Genomic DNA, 18,528 nt, shown 5'->3' on the forward strand with positions numbered 1-18,528 from the left:
TGCCATGCAAGAGCAATACCGCCCGGAAGAGATAGAATCGAAAGTCCAGCTTCACTGGGACGAAAATCGTACATTTGAAGTAACTGAAGACGAGAGCAAAGAGAAGTATTACTGCCTGTCGATGCTTCCTTATCCTTCTGGTCGACTACACATGGGTCACGTGCGTAACTACACCATCGGCGACGTGATTGCCCGCTATCAGCGCATGCTGGGTAAAAACGTCCTGCAGCCAATTGGCTGGGATGCGTTCGGTCTGCCGGCGGAAGGGGCGGCGGTAAAAAACAACACCGCGCCAGCGCCGTGGACCTACGACAACATCGCCTACATGAAAAACCAGCTCAAAATGCTGGGCTTCGGCTATGACTGGAGCCGCGAGCTGGCAACCTGCACCCCGGAATACTACCGCTGGGAGCAGAAGTTCTTCACTGAGCTGTATAAAAAAGGCCTGGTGTACAAAAAAACCTCCGCAGTGAACTGGTGCCCGAACGACCAGACCGTGCTGGCCAACGAGCAGGTTATCGACGGCTGCTGCTGGCGCTGCGACACCAAAGTCGAGCGTAAAGAGATCCCGCAGTGGTTTATTAAAATCACCGCCTACGCCGATGAGCTGCTGAACGATCTGGATAAGCTGGACCACTGGCCGGACACCGTGAAGACCATGCAGCGCAACTGGATCGGCCGTTCTGAAGGGGTGGAAATCTCCTTTGACGTCAACAACTACGCCGACAAGCTGACCGTCTATACCACCCGCCCGGACACCTTTATGGGCTGTACCTACCTGGCGGTCGCTGCGGGTCACCCGCTGGCGCAGCAGGCTGCGGCGAACAATCCGGCGCTGGCCACCTTCATCGACGAATGCCGCAACACCAAAGTGGCGGAAGCCGACATGGCGACGATGGAGAAAAAAGGCGTTGATACCGGCTTTAAAGCTATCCACCCGCTGACCGGCGAAGAAATTCCGGTATGGGCGGCTAACTTTGTGCTGATGGAATACGGCACCGGCGCGGTGATGGCCGTTCCGGGCCACGACCAGCGCGACTACGAGTTCGCCAGCAAATACGGGCTGAACATCAAGCCGGTGATCCTCGCCGCCGACAGCTCCGAGCCGGATCTTTCCCAGCAGGCGCTGACCGAGAAAGGCGTCCTGTTTAACTCCGGCGAATTCAGCGGCCTCGATTATGAAGCGGGCTTCAACGCTATTGCTGACAAACTGGCTGCCATGGGCGTAGGTGAGCGTAAAATTAACTACCGCCTGCGTGACTGGGGCGTATCCCGTCAGCGCTACTGGGGCGCGCCGATCCCGATGGTTACCCTGGAAGACGGCACCGTGCTGCCGACCCCGGAAGATCAGCTGCCGGTGATCCTGCCGGAAGACGTAGTCATGGACGGTATCACCAGCCCGATCAAAGCCGATCCTGAATGGGCCAAGACCACGGTTAACGGCCAGCCGGCGCTGCGCGAAACCGACACCTTCGACACCTTTATGGAATCTTCCTGGTACTATGCGCGCTACACCTGCCCGCAGTATCAGGAAGGGATGCTGGATTCGCAAGCGGCCAACTACTGGCTGCCGGTCGATATCTACATCGGCGGTATCGAACACGCGATCATGCACCTGCTCTACTTCCGCTTCTTCCACAAGCTGATGCGCGACGCGGGGATGGTCAACTCCGATGAGCCGGCGAAACAGCTGCTGTGCCAGGGCATGGTGCTGGCTGACGCCTTCTACTACGTGGGCGAAAACGGCGAACGTAACTGGGTCTCCCCGGTTGACGCCATCGTTGAACGGGACGAAAAAGGCCGCATCGTGAAAGCGAAAGACGCGGCGGGCCACGAGCTGGTGTACACCGGCATGAGCAAGATGTCCAAGTCGAAAAACAACGGCATCGATCCGCAGGTCATGGTTGAGCGCTACGGCGCGGATACTGTCCGTCTGTTCATGATGTTCGCATCCCCGGCGGATATGACCCTCGAGTGGCAGGAATCTGGCGTCGAAGGGGCGAACCGTTTCCTGAAACGCGTCTGGAAGCTGGTCTACGAACACACCACCAAAGGGGACGTTGCGGCCCTGAACGTGGCGGCGCTGAGTGAAGATCAGAAAGCGCTGCGTCGCGATATCCACAAAACTATCGCCAAAGTGACCGATGACATCGGCCGTCGTCAGACCTTCAACACCGCCATCGCGGCGATCATGGAGCTGATGAACAAGCTGGCAAAAGCGCCGCAAGAAGATGAGCAGGATCGCGCCCTGATGCAGGAAGCCCTGCTGGCGGTAGTGCGTATGCTCAACCCGTTCACCCCGCACGTCAGCTTCACCCTGTGGCGTGAGCTGAACGGCGAAGGTGATATCGACAACGCGCCGTGGCCGGTGGCGGATGAAAGCGCGATGGTGGAAGACAGCACCCTCGTCGTCGTCCAGGTCAACGGCAAAGTTCGTGGTAAAATTACCGTTGCGGTAGACGCAACTGAAGAGCAGGTCCGCGAGCGCGCCGGCCAGGAGCATCTGGTGGCGAAATATCTCGACGGCAAAACCGTGCGTAAAGTGATTTACGTCCCGGGTAAACTGCTCAATCTGGTCGTTGGCTAAGCGCGGGAGGAAGCGTGCGATATCTGGTAACAATGTTGTTATCTCTGGCGGTGCTTGCCACCGCCGGCTGTGGCTGGCATCTGCGTAGCACTACCAAGGTGCCCACCACCATGAAAACCATGATTTTCCAGTCGAGCGATCCGAATGGCCCATTAAGCCGCGCGGTGCGCAATCAGCTGCGTCTTAACGGCGTGGAACTGATCGACGCCAGCACGCTGCGTAAAGATGTCCCTTCTCTGCGCCTCGATGGTTCGTCGATTCAGAAAGATACGGCCTCGGTGTTCCAGGACGGTCGTACGGCGGAATATCAGATGGTCATGACCGTCCATGCCAGCGTTCTGATCCCGGGTCACGATATCTATCCGATAACCACTAAGGTCTATCGTTCGTTCTTTGATAACCCGCAGGCGGCGTTAGCCAAAGACGCCGAGCAGGATATGATTATCCAGGAAATGTACGATAAAGCGGCGGAACAGCTGATTCGTAAACTACCAAGCGTTCAGGTAGCGGATGTTGAAGCCACCCAGCAGGAAGAAAAACCGGTCGCGGGCAGCACCGCGCCGGCGTCCTCGGGTAACCGCGTCTCCACCACGCTGGGTCAATGATGATTCGGTTGTACCCGGAACAGCTCCGCGCGCAGCTCACTGAAGGGCTGCGCGCGGCCTATCTGCTGCTTGGCAACGATCCTTTGCTATTGCAGGAAAGCCAGGACGCTATTCGCGAAGCCGCTGCCGCACAAGGCTTTACCGAACACCATACCTATTCTATCGACAACAGCACCGACTGGCAGGCGCTTTTCGCCTTAAGCCAGGCGATGAGCCTGTTTGCCAGCCGGCAAACCCTGTTGCTAATCCTGCCAGAGAATGGCCCCAACGCGGCGATCAACGAACAGCTGGCGACGCTGGTCGGTCTGCTGCACGACGACCTGCTGCTGATAGTTCGCGGTAGTAAGTTGACCAAAGCCCAGGAGAATGCCGCGTGGCTCACCGCGCTGGCGCAGCGCGCCGTCCAGGTCAGCTGCCAGACGCCGGAATACGCGCAGCTGCCGCGCTGGCTTGCCGCCCGGGCCAAACAGCATCAGCTGCAGCTCGACGACGCGGCCAGCCAGCTGCTGTGCTACTGTTACGAAGGCAATCTGCTGGCGCTGGCGCAGGCGCTGGAGCGTCTGGCGCTACTCTGGCCGGACGGTAAGCTGACGCTGCCCCGCGTTGAGCAGGCGGTGAACGATGCCGCGCACTTTACCCCTTACCATTGGGTCGATGCCCTACTGGCAGGCAAAAGTAAGCGCGTGCTGCACGTCCTGCAGCAGCTCCGTCTTGAAGGCTGCGAGCCGGCGATCCTGCTGCGTACGCTACAGCGGGAGCTGCTGCTGCTGGTGACCCTCAAGCGCCAGTCGGCACAGACGCCGCTGCGTTCGCTGTTTGATAAACATCGGGTCTGGCAAAACCGCCGTCAGCTGCTCAGCGACGCCCTCGCCCGACTGAGCGGCGAACAGCTTCGCCAGGCGGTGACTCTTCTGACCCGCGCGGAACTGACCTTTAAACAGGATTACGGGTACGACGTCTGGCCCGAACTGGAAAGTCTTTCGTTGTTGCTCTGCCACAAAGCCCTGGCGGACGTTTTTATTGATGGTTGATATGACTCACTTACAGGCAATCTATGGCGGCACCTTCGATCCGGTGCATTATGGTCACCTCAAGCCGGTCGAGATCCTGGCGAATCAGATTGGCCTGAGCAAGGTCATCATCATGCCTAATAACGTCCCGCCGCACCGTCCCCAGCCGGAAGCCACCAGCGCCCAGCGCGTGCACATGCTGAAGCTGGCGATTGCCGATAAGCCGCTGTTCACGCTCGATGAACGCGAACTGCGGCGCGATACCCCCTCCTGGACAGCGCAAACGCTGCAGGAGTGGCGCCAGGAGCAGGGGCCGCACAAGCCGCTGGCGTTTATCATTGGCCAGGATTCGCTGCTCACCTTTCCCACCTGGCACCGCTATGAAACCATCCTCGACAATGTCCACCTGATTGTCTGCCGCCGGCCGGGTTACCCACTGACCATGGCCCATGAGGCCGATCAGCGCTGGCTGGATCGCCATTTAACCCACGATGTGGAATCTCTGCATCGCCGCCCTTCCGGCGTAATCTACCTGGCTGAGACACCGTGGTTCGATATTTCGGCGACGATCATTCGCCAGCGCCTCGAGCGCGGCGAGTCCTGCGCCGAGATGCTGCCGGCCGCGGTGCTGGACTACATCCGCGAGCAGGGTCTCTATTGCTGACCCCGCGCTGGGCCTGACGCGAAAAAAGCGCTATCGTAACGCCACCTCTCCATCGCCTGTCAGAGCCTGTACATGAAATTATGGTTAGTTCGCCATGGCGAAACCGAAGCCAACGTTGCCGGGTTATACAGCGGCCATGCCCCAACGCCCCTGACGCCGCGAGGCGTCGCTCAGGCGCGAGCGCTCGGCGAACGGCTGCGCGCGGTGCCTTTCGATAAAGTCTTCTGTAGCGAGCTGGCGCGGACCTGGACAACGGCCGATCTGCTGCTTGGCGATCGCGCTATCCCACGCGAATGCCATGCCGCGCTCAATGAGATGTTTTTCGGCGACTGGGAGATGCGTCATCATCGCGACCTTCAACGAGAAGATGCGCAAAACTATGCCGCGTGGTGTGCTGACTGGCAGCACGCGGCACCCACTAACGGCGAAAGCTTTCAGCGTTTTGCCCGCCGCGTCAGCGAGTTTATCCCCACGCTGACCGACTGCCGCCATCTTGACCATCTGCTGATCGTCGGCCATCAGGGCGTTCTGAGCCTGCTGACCGCCCTGCTGTTGCAGATGCCCGCCGCGGCGATGTGGCACTTTCCGATAGCCCATGGCGCCTGGAGCCTGCTCGAAATCCGCCACGATTTCACCACCCTGCGGGTATTAAATAGCCAGGCCGTCTGGCAGTCGGAAGAAGAATTCCCGCCGAACCATTGACAGGCCAGAGCAGGCTGCTATTCTCCGCTGCCAGGCAGCATCCGCCAAAGCCGCTTTGCAGAAAATTGTTTTACAAAAATGGCGATGCAATCCTCGGCGAGGGATGGGATGATACCCCGCCGCGAACGCCTGCCGACAGACATTTCACCCGACTTTTTCATCAGTTCAGGTATACTGTCAGGCTCTTTATGATTATCAATCTTCACGCACCCAGGGGGAACACTTGCAGGGTAAAGCACTCCAGGATTTTGTTATCGACAAAATTGATGACCTGAAAGGTCAGGACATCGTTGCCATTGATGTACATGGCAAATCCAGCATCACCGATTGCATGATTATCTGCACCGGCACCTCCACGCGTCATGTGATGTCCATCGCCGACCACGTGGTTCAGGAATCCCGCGCCGCCGGCATGCTGCCCCTGGGCGTTGAAGGGGAAGCCGCCGCCGACTGGATCGTCGTCGACCTCGGCGACGTGATGGTTCACGTCATGCAGGAAGAGAGCCGTCGTTTGTACGAGCTGGAAAAACTCTGGAGTTAATGCGTGAAGTTGCAGCTGGTGGCCGTTGGCACCAAAATGCCGGACTGGGTACAGACCGGCTTTAGCGAGTATCTGCGCCGTTTTCCCAAAGATATGCCGTTCGAACTGGTGGAGATCCCTGCCGGTAAGCGCGGCAAGAACGCTGATATCAAGCGCATCCTCGAAAAAGAGGGCGAGATGATGTTAGCCGCTGCCGGTAAAAACCGCATCGTGACCCTGGATATTCCGGGTAAACCATGGGATACGCCGCAGCTGGCGCGCGAACTGGAACGCTGGAAACAGGACGGGCGCGACGTCAGTTTGCTGGTCGGTGGCCCGGAAGGCCTCTCTCCAGCCTGTAAAGCAGCGGCGGAACAGAGTTGGTCGCTCTCCACCCTCACCTTACCTCACCCGCTGGTGCGCGTACTGGTGGCCGAGAGCCTGTATCGGGCGTGGAGCATTACCACCAACCATCCGTACCACCGTGAGTAATGATGATCAGGGTAGACTGAGCAGCGAATGAAATTACAGAATTCTTTCCGCGACTATACGGCTGAATCCTCGCTGTTCGTGCGCCGGGCGCTGGTCGCTTTTTTGGGGATTTTGCTGCTTACCGGCGTTCTGATCGCCAACCTGTACAATGTGCAAATCGTTCGCTTCGACGACTATCAGACGCGCTCGAACGAAAACCGCATCAAGCTGGTGCCGATCCCGCCGAGCCGCGGCATTATTTACGATCGTAACGGCACCCCGCTGGCGCTTAACCGCACCATTTATCAGCTGGAGATGATGCCGGAGAAAGTCGATAATGTGCAGCAGACGCTGGATGCGCTACGCGACGTCGTCGATTTAACCGACGATGATATCGCCGGTTTCAAAAAGGAGCGCGCCCGCTCCCATCGCTTTACCTCGATTCCGGTCAAGGTCAACCTCAGCGAAGTGCAGGTGGCCCGCTTTGCCGTCAACCAGTACCGCTTTCCCGGCGTGGAAGTCAAAGGCTACAAGCGCCGTTACTACCCCTATAACTCGGCGCTGACGCACGTCATCGGCTACGTGTCGAAAATTAACGATAAAGACGTCGACCGCCTCGATAAAGAGGGCAAACTGGCCAACTACGCCTCGACCCATGACATCGGTAAGCTGGGTATTGAGCGTTATTACGAGGACGTCCTGCACGGTCAGACCGGCTACGAAGAGGTTGAAGTAAACAACCGCGGCCGCGTGATTCGTCAGCTCAAAGAGGTGCCGCCGCAGGCCGGACGCGACATCTACCTCACCCTCGACCTCAAGCTACAGCAGTATATCGAAACGCTGCTGGCCGGTAGCCGCGCCGCGGTGGTGGTCACCGACCCGCGTACCGGCGCCATTCTGGCGCTGGTTTCGACGCCGAGCTACGACCCGAACCTGTTCGTCGACGGCATCTCCAGCAAAGATTACTCCGGCCTGCTCAACGATCCCAACACGCCGCTGGTCAACCGTGCGACGCAAGGGGTCTATCCGCCGGCATCGACGGTCAAACCGTACGTCGCCGTCTCGGCGCTGAGCGCCGGGGTGATCACCCGCAATACCAGCCTGTTTGACCCGGGCTGGTGGCAGCTGCCCGGCTCGGAAAAACGCTATCGTGACTGGAAAAAATGGGGCCACGGCCACCTGAACGTCACCAAAGCGCTTGAGGAGTCCGCGGATACCTATTTCTATCAGGTCGCCTATGACATGGGCATCGATCGCCTCGCGGAGTGGATGAGCAAGTTCGGCTACGGCCACTATACCGGTATCGACCTCGCCGAAGAGCGCTCGGGCAACATGCCGACCCGCGAATGGAAGCTCAAACGCTTTAAGAAACCCTGGTACCAGGGGGACACCATTCCGGTGGGCATCGGCCAGGGTTACTGGACTGCCACGCCGATTCAGATGAACAAAGCGCTGATGATCCTGATTAACGACGGGGTGGTGAAAGTGCCGCACCTGCTGCAAAGCACCGTGGAAGACGGCAAGCCCGTTCCGTGGGTCCAGCCTCATGAGCCGCCGGTAGGCGACATTCATTCCGGCTACTGGGAAATCGCCAAAGACGGCATGTTCGGCGTGGCCAACCGCGGCAACGGCACCGCGCACAAGTATTTCGCCAGCGCGCCGTATAAAATCGCGGCCAAGTCCGGTACCGCCCAGGTGTTTGGCCTGAAGGCCAACGAAACCTATAACGCGCACCGAATCTCTGAGCGTCTGCGTGACCATAAACTGATGACGGCGTTTGCGCCTTATAACAACCCGCAGGTTGCCGTGGCGATGATCCTGGAAAACGGCGGTGCCGGCCCGGCGGTCGGTACGATTATGCGCCAAATCCTCGATCACATCATGCTGGGCGATAACAACACCACGCTACCAAGCGAAAACCCGGCGGTGACCGCAGGGGAGGATCAATAATGACGGATAATCCGAACAAAAAATCGCTGTGGGATAAGATCCATCTTGACCCCACCATGGTGCTGATCCTGCTGGCGCTGCTGACCTACAGCGCACTGGTTATCTGGAGCGCCAGCGGTCAGGACGTCGGCATGATGGAGCGTAAAATCGGCCAGATCGCCATGGGCGTGGTGATCATGATCGTCATGGCGCAGATCCCGCCGCGGGTCTATGAAGGCTGGGCGCCCTACCTCTATATTTTCTGTATTATTCTGCTGGTGGCCGTCGACGCCTTCGGCGCCATCTCCAAAGGGGCGCAGCGCTGGCTGGATCTCGGTATCGTCCGCTTTCAGCCGTCGGAGATTGCAAAAATTGCCGTGCCGCTGATGGTGGCGCGCTTTATTAACCGCGACGTCTGCCCCCCTTCGCTGAAGAACACCGGTATTGCCCTGGTGCTGATCTTTCTGCCGACGCTGCTGGTGGCGGCGCAGCCTGACCTCGGGACCTCGATTCTGATCGCCCTCTCCGGTCTGTTTGTGCTGTTCCTCTCCGGCCTCAGCTGGCGACTGATCGGCATTGCGGTGGTGCTGGTCGCCGCCTTTATCCCGATTTTGTGGTTCTTCCTGATGCACGACTATCAGCGCCAGCGCGTGATGATGCTGCTCGATCCGGAAACCGACCCGCTGGGCGCGGGGTATCATATTATTCAGTCTAAAATTGCCATTGGCTCTGGCGGTCTGCGCGGCAAAGGCTGGCTGCACGGCACCCAGTCGCAGCTGGAGTTCCTGCCGGAACGCCATACCGACTTTATCTTCGCCGTTCTCGCCGAAGAGTTGGGCCTGATTGGCGTGCTGATCCTGCTGGCGCTCTATATTCTGCTGATCATGCGCGGACTGTGGATCGCCGCTCAGGCGCAGACCACCTTTGGCCGGGTCATGGCCGGTGGTTTAATGTTGATTTTATTCGTTTATGTCTTCGTAAATATTGGTATGGTGAGTGGTATTTTACCGGTGGTGGGCGTACCGTTGCCGCTGGTGAGCTACGGGGGCTCCGCCCTGATCGTATTGATGGCCGGGTTTGGTATCGTGATGTCGATCCATACCCACAGAAAAATGTTGTCGAAAAGCGTTTAAAGGGGTTCGCAATGCGTAAGCAATGGCTGGGGATCTGCATAGCAGCGGGGCTGCTGGCGGCATGTTCGAGTGATGACGTGCAACAAAAGACGGTCAGTACTCCACAGCCGGCCGTCTGTAATGGCCCGACGGTTGAGATCAGCGGCGCCGATCCGCAGTATGAAACGCCGAACGCGACGGCGAATCAGGATTATGAGCGCGACGGTAAGCGCTACAAAATCGTCCAGGATCCGGCAAACTTTACTCAGGCCGGTTTCGCGGCGATCTATGACGCGGAACCCAACAGCAACCTGACCGCCAGCGGTGAAACCTTCGACCCGACGCAGTTGACCGCGGCGCACCCGACGCTGCCGATCCCGAGCTATGCGCGGATCACCAACCTCGCCAACGGGCGCATGATCGTCGTGCGGATTAACGATCGCGGTCCCTACGGCAACGATCGGGTTATCTCGCTCTCGCGCGCGTCCGCCGACCGCCTGAACACCTCGAACAACACCAAAGTGCGTATCGACCCCATCATCGTCGCGCCTGACGGTTCGCTTTCCGGCCCGGGAATGGCTTGTACCACCGTCGCCAAACAGACTTACGCTCTGCCCGCCCGTCCGAATCTGGACGGCGGTGACGCTGCTGGCATGAACCAGCCTGCGCCCACTGACGTTCGCCCGATCAGCAACAGCACGCTGAAGCCGGAAGATAGCGTTGGCGCTCCGGTGAACAGCGGCGGTTTCCTCGGCGCCCCGACGCCGCTGAACAGCGGCGTGCTGGAGAGCAGCGAACCCGCGGCCGCCACCGCGACCGCACCTGCCGCCGGCGCCACGCCAGCAGCGCCGGTGACCGCCCCCGGCTCCATCCAGGGTAGCGTCGCGCCCGCAGCGGCCGCAGCCGCCGGCGCCGTTGCCGCTTCCTCTTCCGCCACCTCCAGCGCCAGCGGTAACTTTGTCGTCCAGGTGGGCGCAGTGAGCGACCAGGCGCGGGCGCAGCAGTATCAGCAGCGTCTGAGCCAGCAGTTCTCTGTGCCAGGCCGGGTCATGCAAAACGGCGCGGTGTGGCGTATTCAGCTGGGACCATTTGCCGACAAGGCGCAGGCCAGCGCCGTTCAGCAGCGCCTGCAAAGCGAAGCGCAGCTGCAGTCCTTTATTACTCGCGCCAACTAAAGGCCGCGGGCAGCCCGTTCACCTTGCGCATGTAAAAGTCATTAACAAACTCATGCGCAATGTCGGATGCTGGCCCGCAGAGCATTTGCTATAGTAAGGCACTTTTTTTAACTCCATCACGGATGCCGTTGTTCTGACCATGAAGACCTCTTTCACCGCTCGTTTACTCATCACGGCGCTCTCCGTTGCAGCGCTCTCCTCCGCTGCCCGCGCCGATGACCTGAATATCAAAACGATGATCCCAGGCGCCCCGCAGATTGACGCCGAATCCTGGATCCTTATCGATTACAATTCTGGCAAGGTGCTGGCTGAAAACAACGCCGACTCCCGCCGCGACCCGGCCAGTCTGACCAAAATGATGACCAGCTATGTTATTGGTCAGGCGATGAAAGCGGGCAAATTCAAAGAGTCCGATCTGGTCACCGTCGGCAACGACGCCTGGGCCACCGGCAACCCGGTATTCAAAGGCTCTTCCCTGATGTTCCTCAAACCGGGGATGCAGGTGCCGGTTTCCCAGCTGATCCGCGGTATCAACCTGCAGTCCGGTAACGATGCCTGCGTGGCGATGGCCGACTATGTCGCCGGCAGCCAGGATGCCTTCGTCAGCCTGATGAACAACTACGTCAACGCCCTCGGCCTGAAAAACACCCATTTCCAGACCGTTCACGGCCTCGACGCTGACGGCCAGTACAGCTCGGCGCGCGACATGGCGCTGATTGGCCAGGCGCTGATCCGCGATGTGCCGAACGAATACTCGATCTATCGTGAGAAAGAGTTCACTTTCAACGGCATCCGCCAGCTGAACCGTAATGGCCTGCTGTGGGATAACAGCCTGAACGTCGACGGCATCAAAACCGGCCACACCGACAAAGCAGGCTACAACCTCGTCGCTTCCGCCACCGAAGGCCAGATGCGTCTGATCTCGGCGGTAATGGGCGGCCGGACGTTCAAAGGGCGTGAGTCGGAAAGCAAAAAACTACTGACCTGGGGCTTCCGCTTCTTCGAAACCGTCAACCCGATTAAAGCCGGCAAAGAGTTTGCATCCGAACCAGCCTGGTTCGGCGACAGCGATCGCGCTTCGCTGGGGGTGGATAAAGACGTCTACCTGACCATCCCGCGCGGCCGGATGAAAGATCTGAAAGCCAGCTACGTGCTGAATAACACTGAGCTGCATGCCCCGCTGCAGAAAAACCAGGTCGTCGGCACCATTAACTTCCAGCTGGATGGTAAAACCATTGACCAGCGCCCGCTGGTGGTGCTGCAGGAAATTCCGGAAGGTAATTTCTTCGGTAAAATTATTGATTACATTAAATTAATGTTCCACCACTGGTTTGGTTAAAAATCGAACGCTTGAAAGTGTGATTTCCATCCCCATATACTATTCATCCAAGTAACCTGATAACTCCCGCCCTTGGTGGGAGTTATTATTTTGTCGTAACACCGGAGCTGACATGAAAACCAAACTTAACGAACTGCTTGAATTCCCTACGCCATTTACTTACAAAGTAATGGGGCAGGCGTTGCCTGAGCTGGTTGATCAGGTGGTGGAAGTGGTACAGCGCCATGCGCCTGGTGATTACTCGCCGTCAGTAAAACCGAGCAGCAAAGGTAACTACCACTCGGTCTCCATCACCATCAACGCCACCCACATTGAACAAGTGGAAACGCTGTACGAAGAGTTAGGCAATATCGATATCGTTCGGATGGTGCTGTAACCCTTTCCCTGACCCGGCCGCCGTGCCGGGTCTTCTCATTCCCTTTCACACGGCTGTGATATACTCCCCGACCTGAATTCTCTCTTCCCGGCGGAGATGTTGTTTTGCAGCACAATAAAATTCTAATCCGGCAGCTTGGCCTGCAACCTTACGAACCCGTCTCGCAGGCGATGCATGAATTTACCGACGCCCGTGATGAAGATACCCTCGATGAGATCTGGCTGGTAGAACATCACCCGGTCTTTACCCAGGGTCAGGCCGGCAAAGCGGAACACCTGCTGATGCCCGGTGATATTCCGGTGATCCAAAGCGATCGCGGCGGCCAGGTAACCTATCACGGCCCGGGACAGCAGGTAATGTACGTCCTGTTGAACCTCAAGCGCCGCAAGCTGGGGGTGCGTGAACTGGTGACGCTGCTGGAGCAAACGGTCGTCAATACCCTTACCGAATATGGGATTGAGTCGCACCCCCGCGCCGATGCCCCTGGCGTCTACGTCGGCGATCGCAAAATCTGCTCTCTGGGATTGCGGATCCGTAAAGGCTGCTCTTTCCACGGCCTGGCGCTCAATATCGCGATGGATCTGACGCCGTTTCTGCGTATCAACCCCTGCGGCTATGCCGGTATGGAGATGACGCAAATGCGTCAGTGGCTACCGGAAGCCACCCCGGAGACTGTCGCTCCGCGGCTGGTCGCCAATCTGCTGGCGCTGTTGAACCATCCCCCGCACGAATACCTGCCTCAGGGTTAAGCGGCAGATCAGCGCCCCGCTTACGGCGGGGGGCTGAACAAGTAACACATTATTTTTGCAATCAATTGTCACGCACGGCAACGCCGCGGGCCGCTATACTTGGCCTATCATTCCCAACCGGACTCATCGCGTGCCAGAGAATACGCCGCCGTCAGAATCTCCTGACAGACAGGACGAACGTTACGACCGTCAGATGTTTCGCATCCTGCGTAATATTGACCTCAATCTGTTGACCATCTTCGAAGCCGTGTATGTACACAAAGGTATCGTCAATGCCGCGAAGATACTCAATATCACGCCGTCGGCCATTAGCCAGTCAATTAACAAACTGCGGGCGCTGTTCCCCGATCCGCTGTTTATCCGCAAAGGCCAGGGCGTGACGCCCACCGCCTATGCCACCCACCTTCACCAGTACATCAGCCGCGGTATGGAGGCTTTCCTTAGCGCGCTGGATATCACCGGCAGCCCGGACCAGCAGCGGGTGATCACTATCGCCACTACGCCAGCCATGGGGGCGCTGCTGATGCCTTGCCTGGCCAGCGCGCTGAAGCCGGCCTTTCCGCAAATACTGCTGCACAACATCGCCCTTACCGACGCCGCGCGGCAGCTCGACCAGCGCCAGGTGGATCTGTTAATCGACACCCATCTGCACAGCGGTCAGGCGCTAAGCCATCACGTGCTGTATCAGGATCGGGTGCAGATGTACTGCCGCGCTGGGCATCCTGCGCTGGACGGTCCACAAGATGAATCCGCCCTCGCGCAATACGAGTTTGCGCTGCTGCTGCCTGAAGGCCAGCGCTACCCTACGCTGCATCGTCGACTGCAGGAGGAGATGGGCGAGCGCCGCTGCGGTTTCAGCACCTTCAACCTGCTGACCCAGGCGGCAATGATCGCCGAGAGCGATATGCTGGGGCTAACCACCGAGCGCCTGTTCGCCATGGTATCCCGTCTCTGGCCGCTGCAAACCCTGGATGTTCCCTCCCTGCGGGAAGAACAGATTGATGTTGCGCTGCACTTCAATAAGCAGAGCGGGAAAGAGCCATTGCTGAAAGAGATCATTGAGACCGTGATCCAGGCGTTTAAGGCGTAGCGCACGGAAGGGAAAAGGATAAAACAACAACTATTTTACAATTTGCTGGGTAGGCAGGCTGCTTTCTGCCCCTTTTCAATGGTATACTGCCTGCTCTTGATTCAAAAATAGTTGATAATTGCAACATTTCATTGAATTAATTCGCTTTCCTTCGTGACTCGCAACTGGAACACGCACGCTATGAGTAAACCCATTGTGATGGAACGCGGTGTTAAGTACCGCGACGCCGATAAAATGGCCCTTATCCCGGTGAAGAACGTGGCAACTGAGCGTGAAGCTCTGCTCAGAAAACCGGAATGGATGAAAATCAAACTTCCGGCAGACTCGTCCCGTATCCAGGGAATCAAAGCAGCGATGCGTAAGAACGGCCTGCACTCCGTATGCGAAGAGGCCTCCTGCCCGAACCTTGCAGAATGCTTCAACCACGGTACCGCGACCTTTATGATCCTCGGCGCGATCTGTACCCGCCGTTGCCCATTCTGCGACGTCGCGCATGGCCGCCCGGTCGCGCCAGATGCGAACGAGCCACAGAAGCTGGCGCAAACTATCGCCGATATGGGGCTGCGCTACGTGGTGGTCACCTCGGTGGACCGTGACGACCTGCGCGATGGCGGCGCACAGCATTTTGCCGACTGCATCAGCGCCATTCGCGAGAAAAACCCGACGATTAAAATCGAAACGCTGGTCCCGGATTTCCGCGGCCGCATGGATCGCGCCCTGGAGATTCTGACGGTGACCCCGCCGGACGTCTTCAACCACAACCTCGAAAACGTACCGCGCCTCTATCGTCAGGTGCGTCCGGGCGCGGATTACAACTGGTCGCTGAAGCTGCTGGAGCGTTTTAAAGAAGCGCACCCGGAGATCCCGACAAAATCCGGCCTGATGGTGGGCTTGGGCGAAACCAACGACGAGATCATCGAAGTCATGCGCGACCTGCGCCGTCATGGCGTCACCATGCTGACGTTAGGCCAGTATCTGCAGCCGAGCCGTCACCACCTGCCAGTGCAGCGTTACGTTAGCCCGGAAGAGTTTGAAGAGATGAAAGCAGAAGCCATGGCGATGGGCTTCACCCACGCCGCCTGCGGCCCCTTCGTTCGCTCTTCCTATCATGCCGACCTGCAGGCTAAAGGGATGGAAGTTAAATAACCTGCCGCTTCTCCCGCTGCGTCACTTCCCGGCGCAGCGGCGCTCTCCGCTTCGCCTTCCCGTAACAATTAGTTGCATCTTTCCTGAGCGGCGTCGATAAAAACGACAAAGGCCGCAACGTAAACGTCGCGGCCTCTTCGCCGAACCTTCCGCATCCCGCCAGGGGACGCAGCCGGAGAATTACTCTTTATGAGAGAGCTTCTGCGCCGGTACTTCGTCTTCAGCGGTGGTTTTCTTCGCGCTATCGTCATCTTCGTTCATGGCCTTTTTAAAGCCCTTGATAGCCGAACCCAGGTCGCCGCCCAGCGTACGTAATTTCTTGGTACCAAACACTAAGATAATCAGTGCTGCAACTACCAGCAGTTTGGTAATACTAATCTCACCCATAGCTAACCTTCTTCTCTATACAAGCTGCGAATACGCCATCATACACGTATTTATCCGTCATATTGTAATCCACCTGTGCGCGGGCCGCGTGATTCAGCCCGAGGCCTCCCCTCCGGGAGTGAGCGCTGGGGTGTCCGTCCTGACGTGCACAGCGAATTATTGGGATAAACAATACGGGTATTTGGCGCGCGGACACAATAGCAATCTGTAACAAGGTGAATCAAGCCTTGTTTAAAAAAACGTCACAATAATTGCGGTGGCGCAAACCGTCGGTTCTGCAGCACCGGCAAACGCTCGCGAACCCGCGTAAGGTAGTCTGCGGAAATATCGGCATAGATCAGCTGCGGCTCGCTCCCCGCGCCCGCCACGGTGGTCCCCAGCGGATCGATGATGCGGCTCTGCCCGATGTTACGCGTCCCGCATTCGCCTGCCGCCACGACGTAGCAGGTCGTGTCCAGCGCGCGCGCTGCCAGCAGCGTCGCCCAATGATGCTCTTTTTGCGGCCCTTTCACCCATGCGGTGGGCAGCACCAGCAGCTGCGCACCGTTCAGCGCCAGCGACAACGCCAGTTCCGGAAAACGCAGATCGTAACAGGTCATCAGGCCAACGCGAAATCCCGCCACGTCAATCACCGGGGGAATTTGCCGGCCGGGATCCACCCGCCGGGACTCCTGCATTGCGAAGGCGTCGTATAAATGAAGTTTGTGATAATGGGCAATGATTTTCCCTTCACGCAATACCACCAGCGTGTTGGTTGCTCTTCCCTCCCCCGACGGCACATGCAGCGTCAGGATCGTCGTCAGGCCGTTACGCGCGCTCTCGGCCAGCAGCAGCTGCAAAAACGCCCCATCCAGCGTTTGGGCCGATTTCACCGACAGATCCGGGTCGTTGTCATCACGTGCCAGCAACGCCTCCGGCAGCACCAGCAGCGCCGCCCCTTCACGCGCCGCCTGCTGCATCATCGCCACACAAGTGTGCGCATTCGTCTGCCATACTGGCGTGACGATAAACTGCCCTGCCGCTACCCGCATGTTTTTCTCCCGTCAGGTTATGAATAGCCAATTGCGCCCGTTGCGCGCTACACTTGACACTCTCTTACATCAAATAGCAGGAAACGACCGTGTTTCAACTTCTTTGCGCCGTTTTTATTGGCGGCGGCACCGGCAGCGTTTTGCGCTGGTGGCTCGGCATGAAGCTTAATCCTGTGCACCATGCTATCCCTATTGGAACGCTGACCGCCAACCTGTTAGGCGCCTTTGTGATCGGCGCCGGGCTGGCGTGGTTTAATCGACTGACCGGCATTGACCCGATGTGGAAGCTACTGATCACCACGGGTTTCTGCGGCGGGTTGACCACCTTTTCCACCTTCTCTGCGGAAGTGGTGTTTCTTCTGCAGCAGGGGCGAGTGAGCTGGGCGCTCCTCAACGTTGCGGTGAACTTGCTGGGTTCGTTTGCCATGACGGCTGTCGCCTTCTGGCTCTTCTCGCAGGCCGCCAGCCGCTAAAGGCGTAATCAACAGGCAAAAAAAAACCCGCTGTTTAGCGGGTTTTTATATTCTACTGACGCGTTGCTTACAGAGCGATTACGTTTGCAGCAGAAGGGCCTTTGGCACCGTTAGTGATTTCGAACTCTACGCGCTGACCTTCAGCCAGAGTTTTGAAACCATTGGACTGGATTGCAGAGAAGTGTACGAATACATCTTTGCTGCCATCTTCCGGAGTAATGAAACCGAATCCTTTGGACTCATTAAACCACTTAACGTTACCTTTAATCTTAGACATCAAAATTACCTTTATATGAAAAATCGACACTAATGCTGTGTCGGGTATCAGTACACCAATTGTGGTACCTTTTGTCCAGTGCAACTTTGCTAAAAAGTGATAAAAGTCGCTATCTTTTTTAGTGGGTAACGCTTTAGTCCTTGTTTTTCCACAAGACGCGTCACTTATCTCATTTATTGCTAAGACTTAGCGAATTAAAACTGTATGCGAGCCCAGGCGAAGTAAACGTTACCGTTATTGTAGGTGCCGGGAATGTAGGTCATCTGGAACGTTGCCGGACCGTAACCTATTGACGCTAATGGCAAGATCACCGGAATCGGAATGTAGTTCCAGTTATCGCGCGCCGTCACCCCAAGGGTATAGCCGAGACCGAGGCGGAAGTTCTGATCCGTCAGCGGGCGCCAGGTTTTCTCCCAGCCGTAGCCGCCAATGGGCTCCCACTTATTGAAAGAGTCTTTAAACGCCATCAGGTACAGGCCGTGCCAGTTCCCTTTCTCATCCCAGCGGGAGACGCCGAAACCGGCCCCCCACGGACGTTCGTTATACTTATCCGTCTTTTCCTTATCGTAGGCAAAGCGCGCGTGCCAGGTGATGGCTGGAACGTACAGATCATAGTGCTCTGGCTCATTCCAGGTCTGCGCAACGTTATTACTTAAGGTATGGTAACCTTCGCTAAGGGTCGATGAAAACGACGCGCTGGCGTTTCCGGACACCAATAACCATCCTAAAAAACCAAGAGAAAACAATGAAAAACGACGTAACATCAACACTTTTCTATTACCACTTTCATTTAAAAGCCACCTAAAATAGCAAAGATAGTCTCAATACAGGTTGAACGAAATAAGGCAAACTCCTGATTTTCTCCCGCTGACCATCAGAACCACT

At 57.6% G+C, this 18,528-nt stretch carries 20 protein-coding genes; 16 read left to right on the forward strand and 4 right to left on the reverse strand.

All coding sequences use genetic code 11. The features are described from left to right. Nucleotides 1-4 precede the first annotated feature (4 nt). The 15 genes from leuS (at nucleotide 5) to lipA (ending at nucleotide 15,475) form a co-directional block, all read left to right on the forward strand. Nucleotides 5-2,587, forward strand: coding sequence for a leucine--tRNA ligase (gene leuS, locus ACLH1I_RS07465; protein WP_151628511.1), 2,583 nt, complete (start codon nucleotides 5-7; stop codon nucleotides 2,585-2,587). Between the two features lie 14 nt (nucleotides 2,588-2,601). Further along, nucleotides 2,602-3,192: an LPS assembly lipoprotein LptE gene (gene lptE, locus ACLH1I_RS07470; protein ID WP_004885890.1), complete on the forward strand. Its 591-nt coding sequence runs from the start codon at nucleotides 2,602-2,604 to the stop codon at nucleotides 3,190-3,192. Continuing rightward, nucleotides 3,192-4,223 carry a DNA polymerase III subunit delta gene (holA, locus tag ACLH1I_RS07475; protein ID WP_080935908.1) on the forward strand — a complete coding sequence of 344 codons (1,032 nt, stop codon included), beginning with the start codon at nucleotides 3,192-3,194 and terminating at the stop codon, nucleotides 4,221-4,223. Before lptE ends, holA begins: the two co-directional genes overlap by 1 nt. After that, nucleotides 4,216-4,866: a nicotinate-nucleotide adenylyltransferase gene (gene nadD, locus ACLH1I_RS07480; RefSeq protein ID WP_017899090.1), complete on the forward strand. Its 651-nt coding sequence runs from the start codon at nucleotides 4,216-4,218 to the stop codon at nucleotides 4,864-4,866. The genes holA and nadD overlap by 8 nt, the downstream gene beginning before the upstream one ends. Nucleotides 4,867-4,938: 72 nt before the next feature. Continuing rightward, nucleotides 4,939-5,568, forward strand: coding sequence for an adenosylcobalamin/alpha-ribazole phosphatase (locus ACLH1I_RS07485; RefSeq protein ID WP_080935909.1), 630 nt, complete (start codon nucleotides 4,939-4,941; stop codon nucleotides 5,566-5,568). A gap of 223 nt (nucleotides 5,569-5,791) precedes the next feature. Further along, complete coding sequence (gene rsfS / locus ACLH1I_RS07490) at nucleotides 5,792-6,109, forward strand: ribosome silencing factor (RefSeq protein ID WP_002894623.1); 318 nt, start codon at nucleotides 5,792-5,794, stop codon at nucleotides 6,107-6,109. Between the two features lie 3 nt (nucleotides 6,110-6,112). Next, a complete protein-coding gene (gene rlmH / locus ACLH1I_RS07495) occupies nucleotides 6,113-6,580 on the forward strand; it encodes a 23S rRNA (pseudouridine(1915)-N(3))-methyltransferase RlmH (protein WP_002894620.1) in 468 nt (155 codons plus the stop codon). A gap of 27 nt (nucleotides 6,581-6,607) precedes the next feature. Then, nucleotides 6,608-8,509 carry a peptidoglycan DD-transpeptidase MrdA gene (mrdA, locus tag ACLH1I_RS07500; RefSeq protein ID WP_004885880.1) on the forward strand — a complete coding sequence of 634 codons (1,902 nt, stop codon included), beginning with the start codon at nucleotides 6,608-6,610 and terminating at the stop codon, nucleotides 8,507-8,509. Next, nucleotides 8,509-9,621 carry a peptidoglycan glycosyltransferase MrdB gene (gene mrdB / locus ACLH1I_RS07505; RefSeq protein WP_004885876.1) on the forward strand — a complete coding sequence of 371 codons (1,113 nt, stop codon included), beginning with the start codon at nucleotides 8,509-8,511 and terminating at the stop codon, nucleotides 9,619-9,621. The genes mrdA and mrdB overlap by 1 nt, the downstream gene beginning before the upstream one ends. 11 nt (nucleotides 9,622-9,632) lie before the next feature. After that, complete coding sequence (gene rlpA / locus ACLH1I_RS07510) at nucleotides 9,633-10,775, forward strand: endolytic peptidoglycan transglycosylase RlpA (protein WP_004885873.1); 1,143 nt, start codon at nucleotides 9,633-9,635, stop codon at nucleotides 10,773-10,775. Between the two features lie 139 nt (nucleotides 10,776-10,914). Then, entirely contained in the window at nucleotides 10,915-12,114 is a 1,200-nt protein-coding gene (gene dacA / locus ACLH1I_RS07515; RefSeq protein WP_002894539.1) for a D-alanyl-D-alanine carboxypeptidase DacA, read from the forward strand. Between the two features lie 112 nt (nucleotides 12,115-12,226). Next, complete coding sequence (ybeD, locus tag ACLH1I_RS07520) at nucleotides 12,227-12,490, forward strand: DUF493 family protein YbeD (RefSeq protein ID WP_002894474.1); 264 nt, start codon at nucleotides 12,227-12,229, stop codon at nucleotides 12,488-12,490. 104 nt (nucleotides 12,491-12,594) lie between these two features. Next, a complete protein-coding gene (gene lipB, locus ACLH1I_RS07525; RefSeq protein ID WP_117246404.1) occupies nucleotides 12,595-13,239 on the forward strand; it encodes a lipoyl(octanoyl) transferase LipB in 645 nt (214 codons plus the stop codon). Between the two features lie 130 nt (nucleotides 13,240-13,369). Continuing rightward, entirely contained in the window at nucleotides 13,370-14,329 is a 960-nt protein-coding gene (locus ACLH1I_RS07530; RefSeq protein WP_017899088.1) for a YbeF family transcriptional regulator, read from the forward strand. Nucleotides 14,330-14,509: 180 nt separating this feature from the next. Continuing rightward, nucleotides 14,510-15,475 carry a lipoyl synthase gene (gene lipA, locus ACLH1I_RS07535; protein WP_004885864.1) on the forward strand — a complete coding sequence of 322 codons (966 nt, stop codon included), beginning with the start codon at nucleotides 14,510-14,512 and terminating at the stop codon, nucleotides 15,473-15,475. A 180-nt stretch (nucleotides 15,476-15,655) separates the two neighbouring features. Here the strand turns inward: lipA and tatE are convergent, their stop codons facing one another. Together tatE and ACLH1I_RS07545 are read right to left on the reverse strand one after the other, a co-directional pair. Continuing rightward, entirely contained in the window at nucleotides 15,656-15,862 is a 207-nt protein-coding gene (gene tatE / locus ACLH1I_RS07540; RefSeq protein WP_004885862.1) for a twin-arginine translocase subunit TatE, read from the reverse strand. A gap of 242 nt (nucleotides 15,863-16,104) precedes the next feature. Then, nucleotides 16,105-16,893, reverse strand: a complete 789-nt coding sequence (locus ACLH1I_RS07545) for a deaminated glutathione amidase (RefSeq protein WP_043521639.1) — start codon at nucleotides 16,891-16,893, stop codon at nucleotides 16,105-16,107. A gap of 89 nt (nucleotides 16,894-16,982) precedes the next feature. Between ACLH1I_RS07545 and crcB the strand changes: the two genes are divergently transcribed. Next, nucleotides 16,983-17,366 (forward strand): fluoride efflux transporter CrcB, encoded by a 384-nt coding sequence (gene crcB, locus ACLH1I_RS07550; RefSeq protein ID WP_002894459.1) that lies wholly within the window; start codon nucleotides 16,983-16,985, stop codon nucleotides 17,364-17,366. A gap of 67 nt (nucleotides 17,367-17,433) precedes the next feature. On the opposite strand, the gene cspE is transcribed toward crcB, so the two are convergent. Then, the gene (cspE, locus tag ACLH1I_RS07555; protein ID WP_002439184.1) at nucleotides 17,434-17,643 is read right to left on the reverse strand and encodes a transcription antiterminator/RNA stability regulator CspE; all 210 of its coding nucleotides are present in this window, start codon (nucleotides 17,641-17,643) and stop codon (nucleotides 17,434-17,436) included. 194 nt (nucleotides 17,644-17,837) lie between these two features. Beyond that, nucleotides 17,838-18,356: a lipid IV(A) palmitoyltransferase PagP gene (gene pagP, locus ACLH1I_RS07560; RefSeq protein WP_004885852.1), complete on the reverse strand. Its 519-nt coding sequence runs from the start codon at nucleotides 18,354-18,356 to the stop codon at nucleotides 17,838-17,840. Between the last annotated feature and the right edge of the window lie 172 nt (nucleotides 18,357-18,528).

The organism is Klebsiella sp. 1SOBk10mer, from assembly GCF_046602535.1.
GTDB lineage: Bacteria > Pseudomonadota > Gammaproteobacteria > Enterobacterales > Enterobacteriaceae > Klebsiella > Klebsiella quasipneumoniae.

What these genes read in the sequence shown, in the direction of transcription:
- ACLH1I_RS07545 (WP_043521639.1), bottom strand. Translation starts at nt 16,893, where the DNA reads ATGCGGGTAGCGGCAGGGCAGTTTATCGTCACGCCAGTATGGCAGACG.
- nadD (WP_017899090.1), top strand. Translation starts at nt 4,216, where the DNA reads ATGGTTGATATGACTCACTTACAGGCAATCTATGGCGGCACCTTCGAT.
- holA (WP_080935908.1), top strand. Translation starts at nt 3,192, where the DNA reads ATGATTCGGTTGTACCCGGAACAGCTCCGCGCGCAGCTCACTGAAGGG.
- dacA (WP_002894539.1), top strand. Translation starts at nt 10,915, where the DNA reads ATGAAGACCTCTTTCACCGCTCGTTTACTCATCACGGCGCTCTCCGTT.
- cspE (WP_002439184.1), bottom strand. Translation starts at nt 17,643, where the DNA reads ATGTCTAAGATTAAAGGTAACGTTAAGTGGTTTAATGAGTCCAAAGGA.
- leuS (WP_151628511.1), top strand. Translation starts at nt 5, where the DNA reads ATGCAAGAGCAATACCGCCCGGAAGAGATAGAATCGAAAGTCCAGCTT.
- ACLH1I_RS07485 (WP_080935909.1), top strand. Translation starts at nt 4,939, where the DNA reads ATGAAATTATGGTTAGTTCGCCATGGCGAAACCGAAGCCAACGTTGCC.
- mrdA (WP_004885880.1), top strand. Translation starts at nt 6,608, where the DNA reads ATGAAATTACAGAATTCTTTCCGCGACTATACGGCTGAATCCTCGCTG.
- mrdB (WP_004885876.1), top strand. Translation starts at nt 8,509, where the DNA reads ATGACGGATAATCCGAACAAAAAATCGCTGTGGGATAAGATCCATCTT.
- ybeD (WP_002894474.1), top strand. Translation starts at nt 12,227, where the DNA reads ATGAAAACCAAACTTAACGAACTGCTTGAATTCCCTACGCCATTTACT.
- lipA (WP_004885864.1), top strand. Translation starts at nt 14,510, where the DNA reads ATGAGTAAACCCATTGTGATGGAACGCGGTGTTAAGTACCGCGACGCC.
- rlpA (WP_004885873.1), top strand. Translation starts at nt 9,633, where the DNA reads ATGCGTAAGCAATGGCTGGGGATCTGCATAGCAGCGGGGCTGCTGGCG.
- tatE (WP_004885862.1), bottom strand. Translation starts at nt 15,862, where the DNA reads ATGGGTGAGATTAGTATTACCAAACTGCTGGTAGTTGCAGCACTGATT.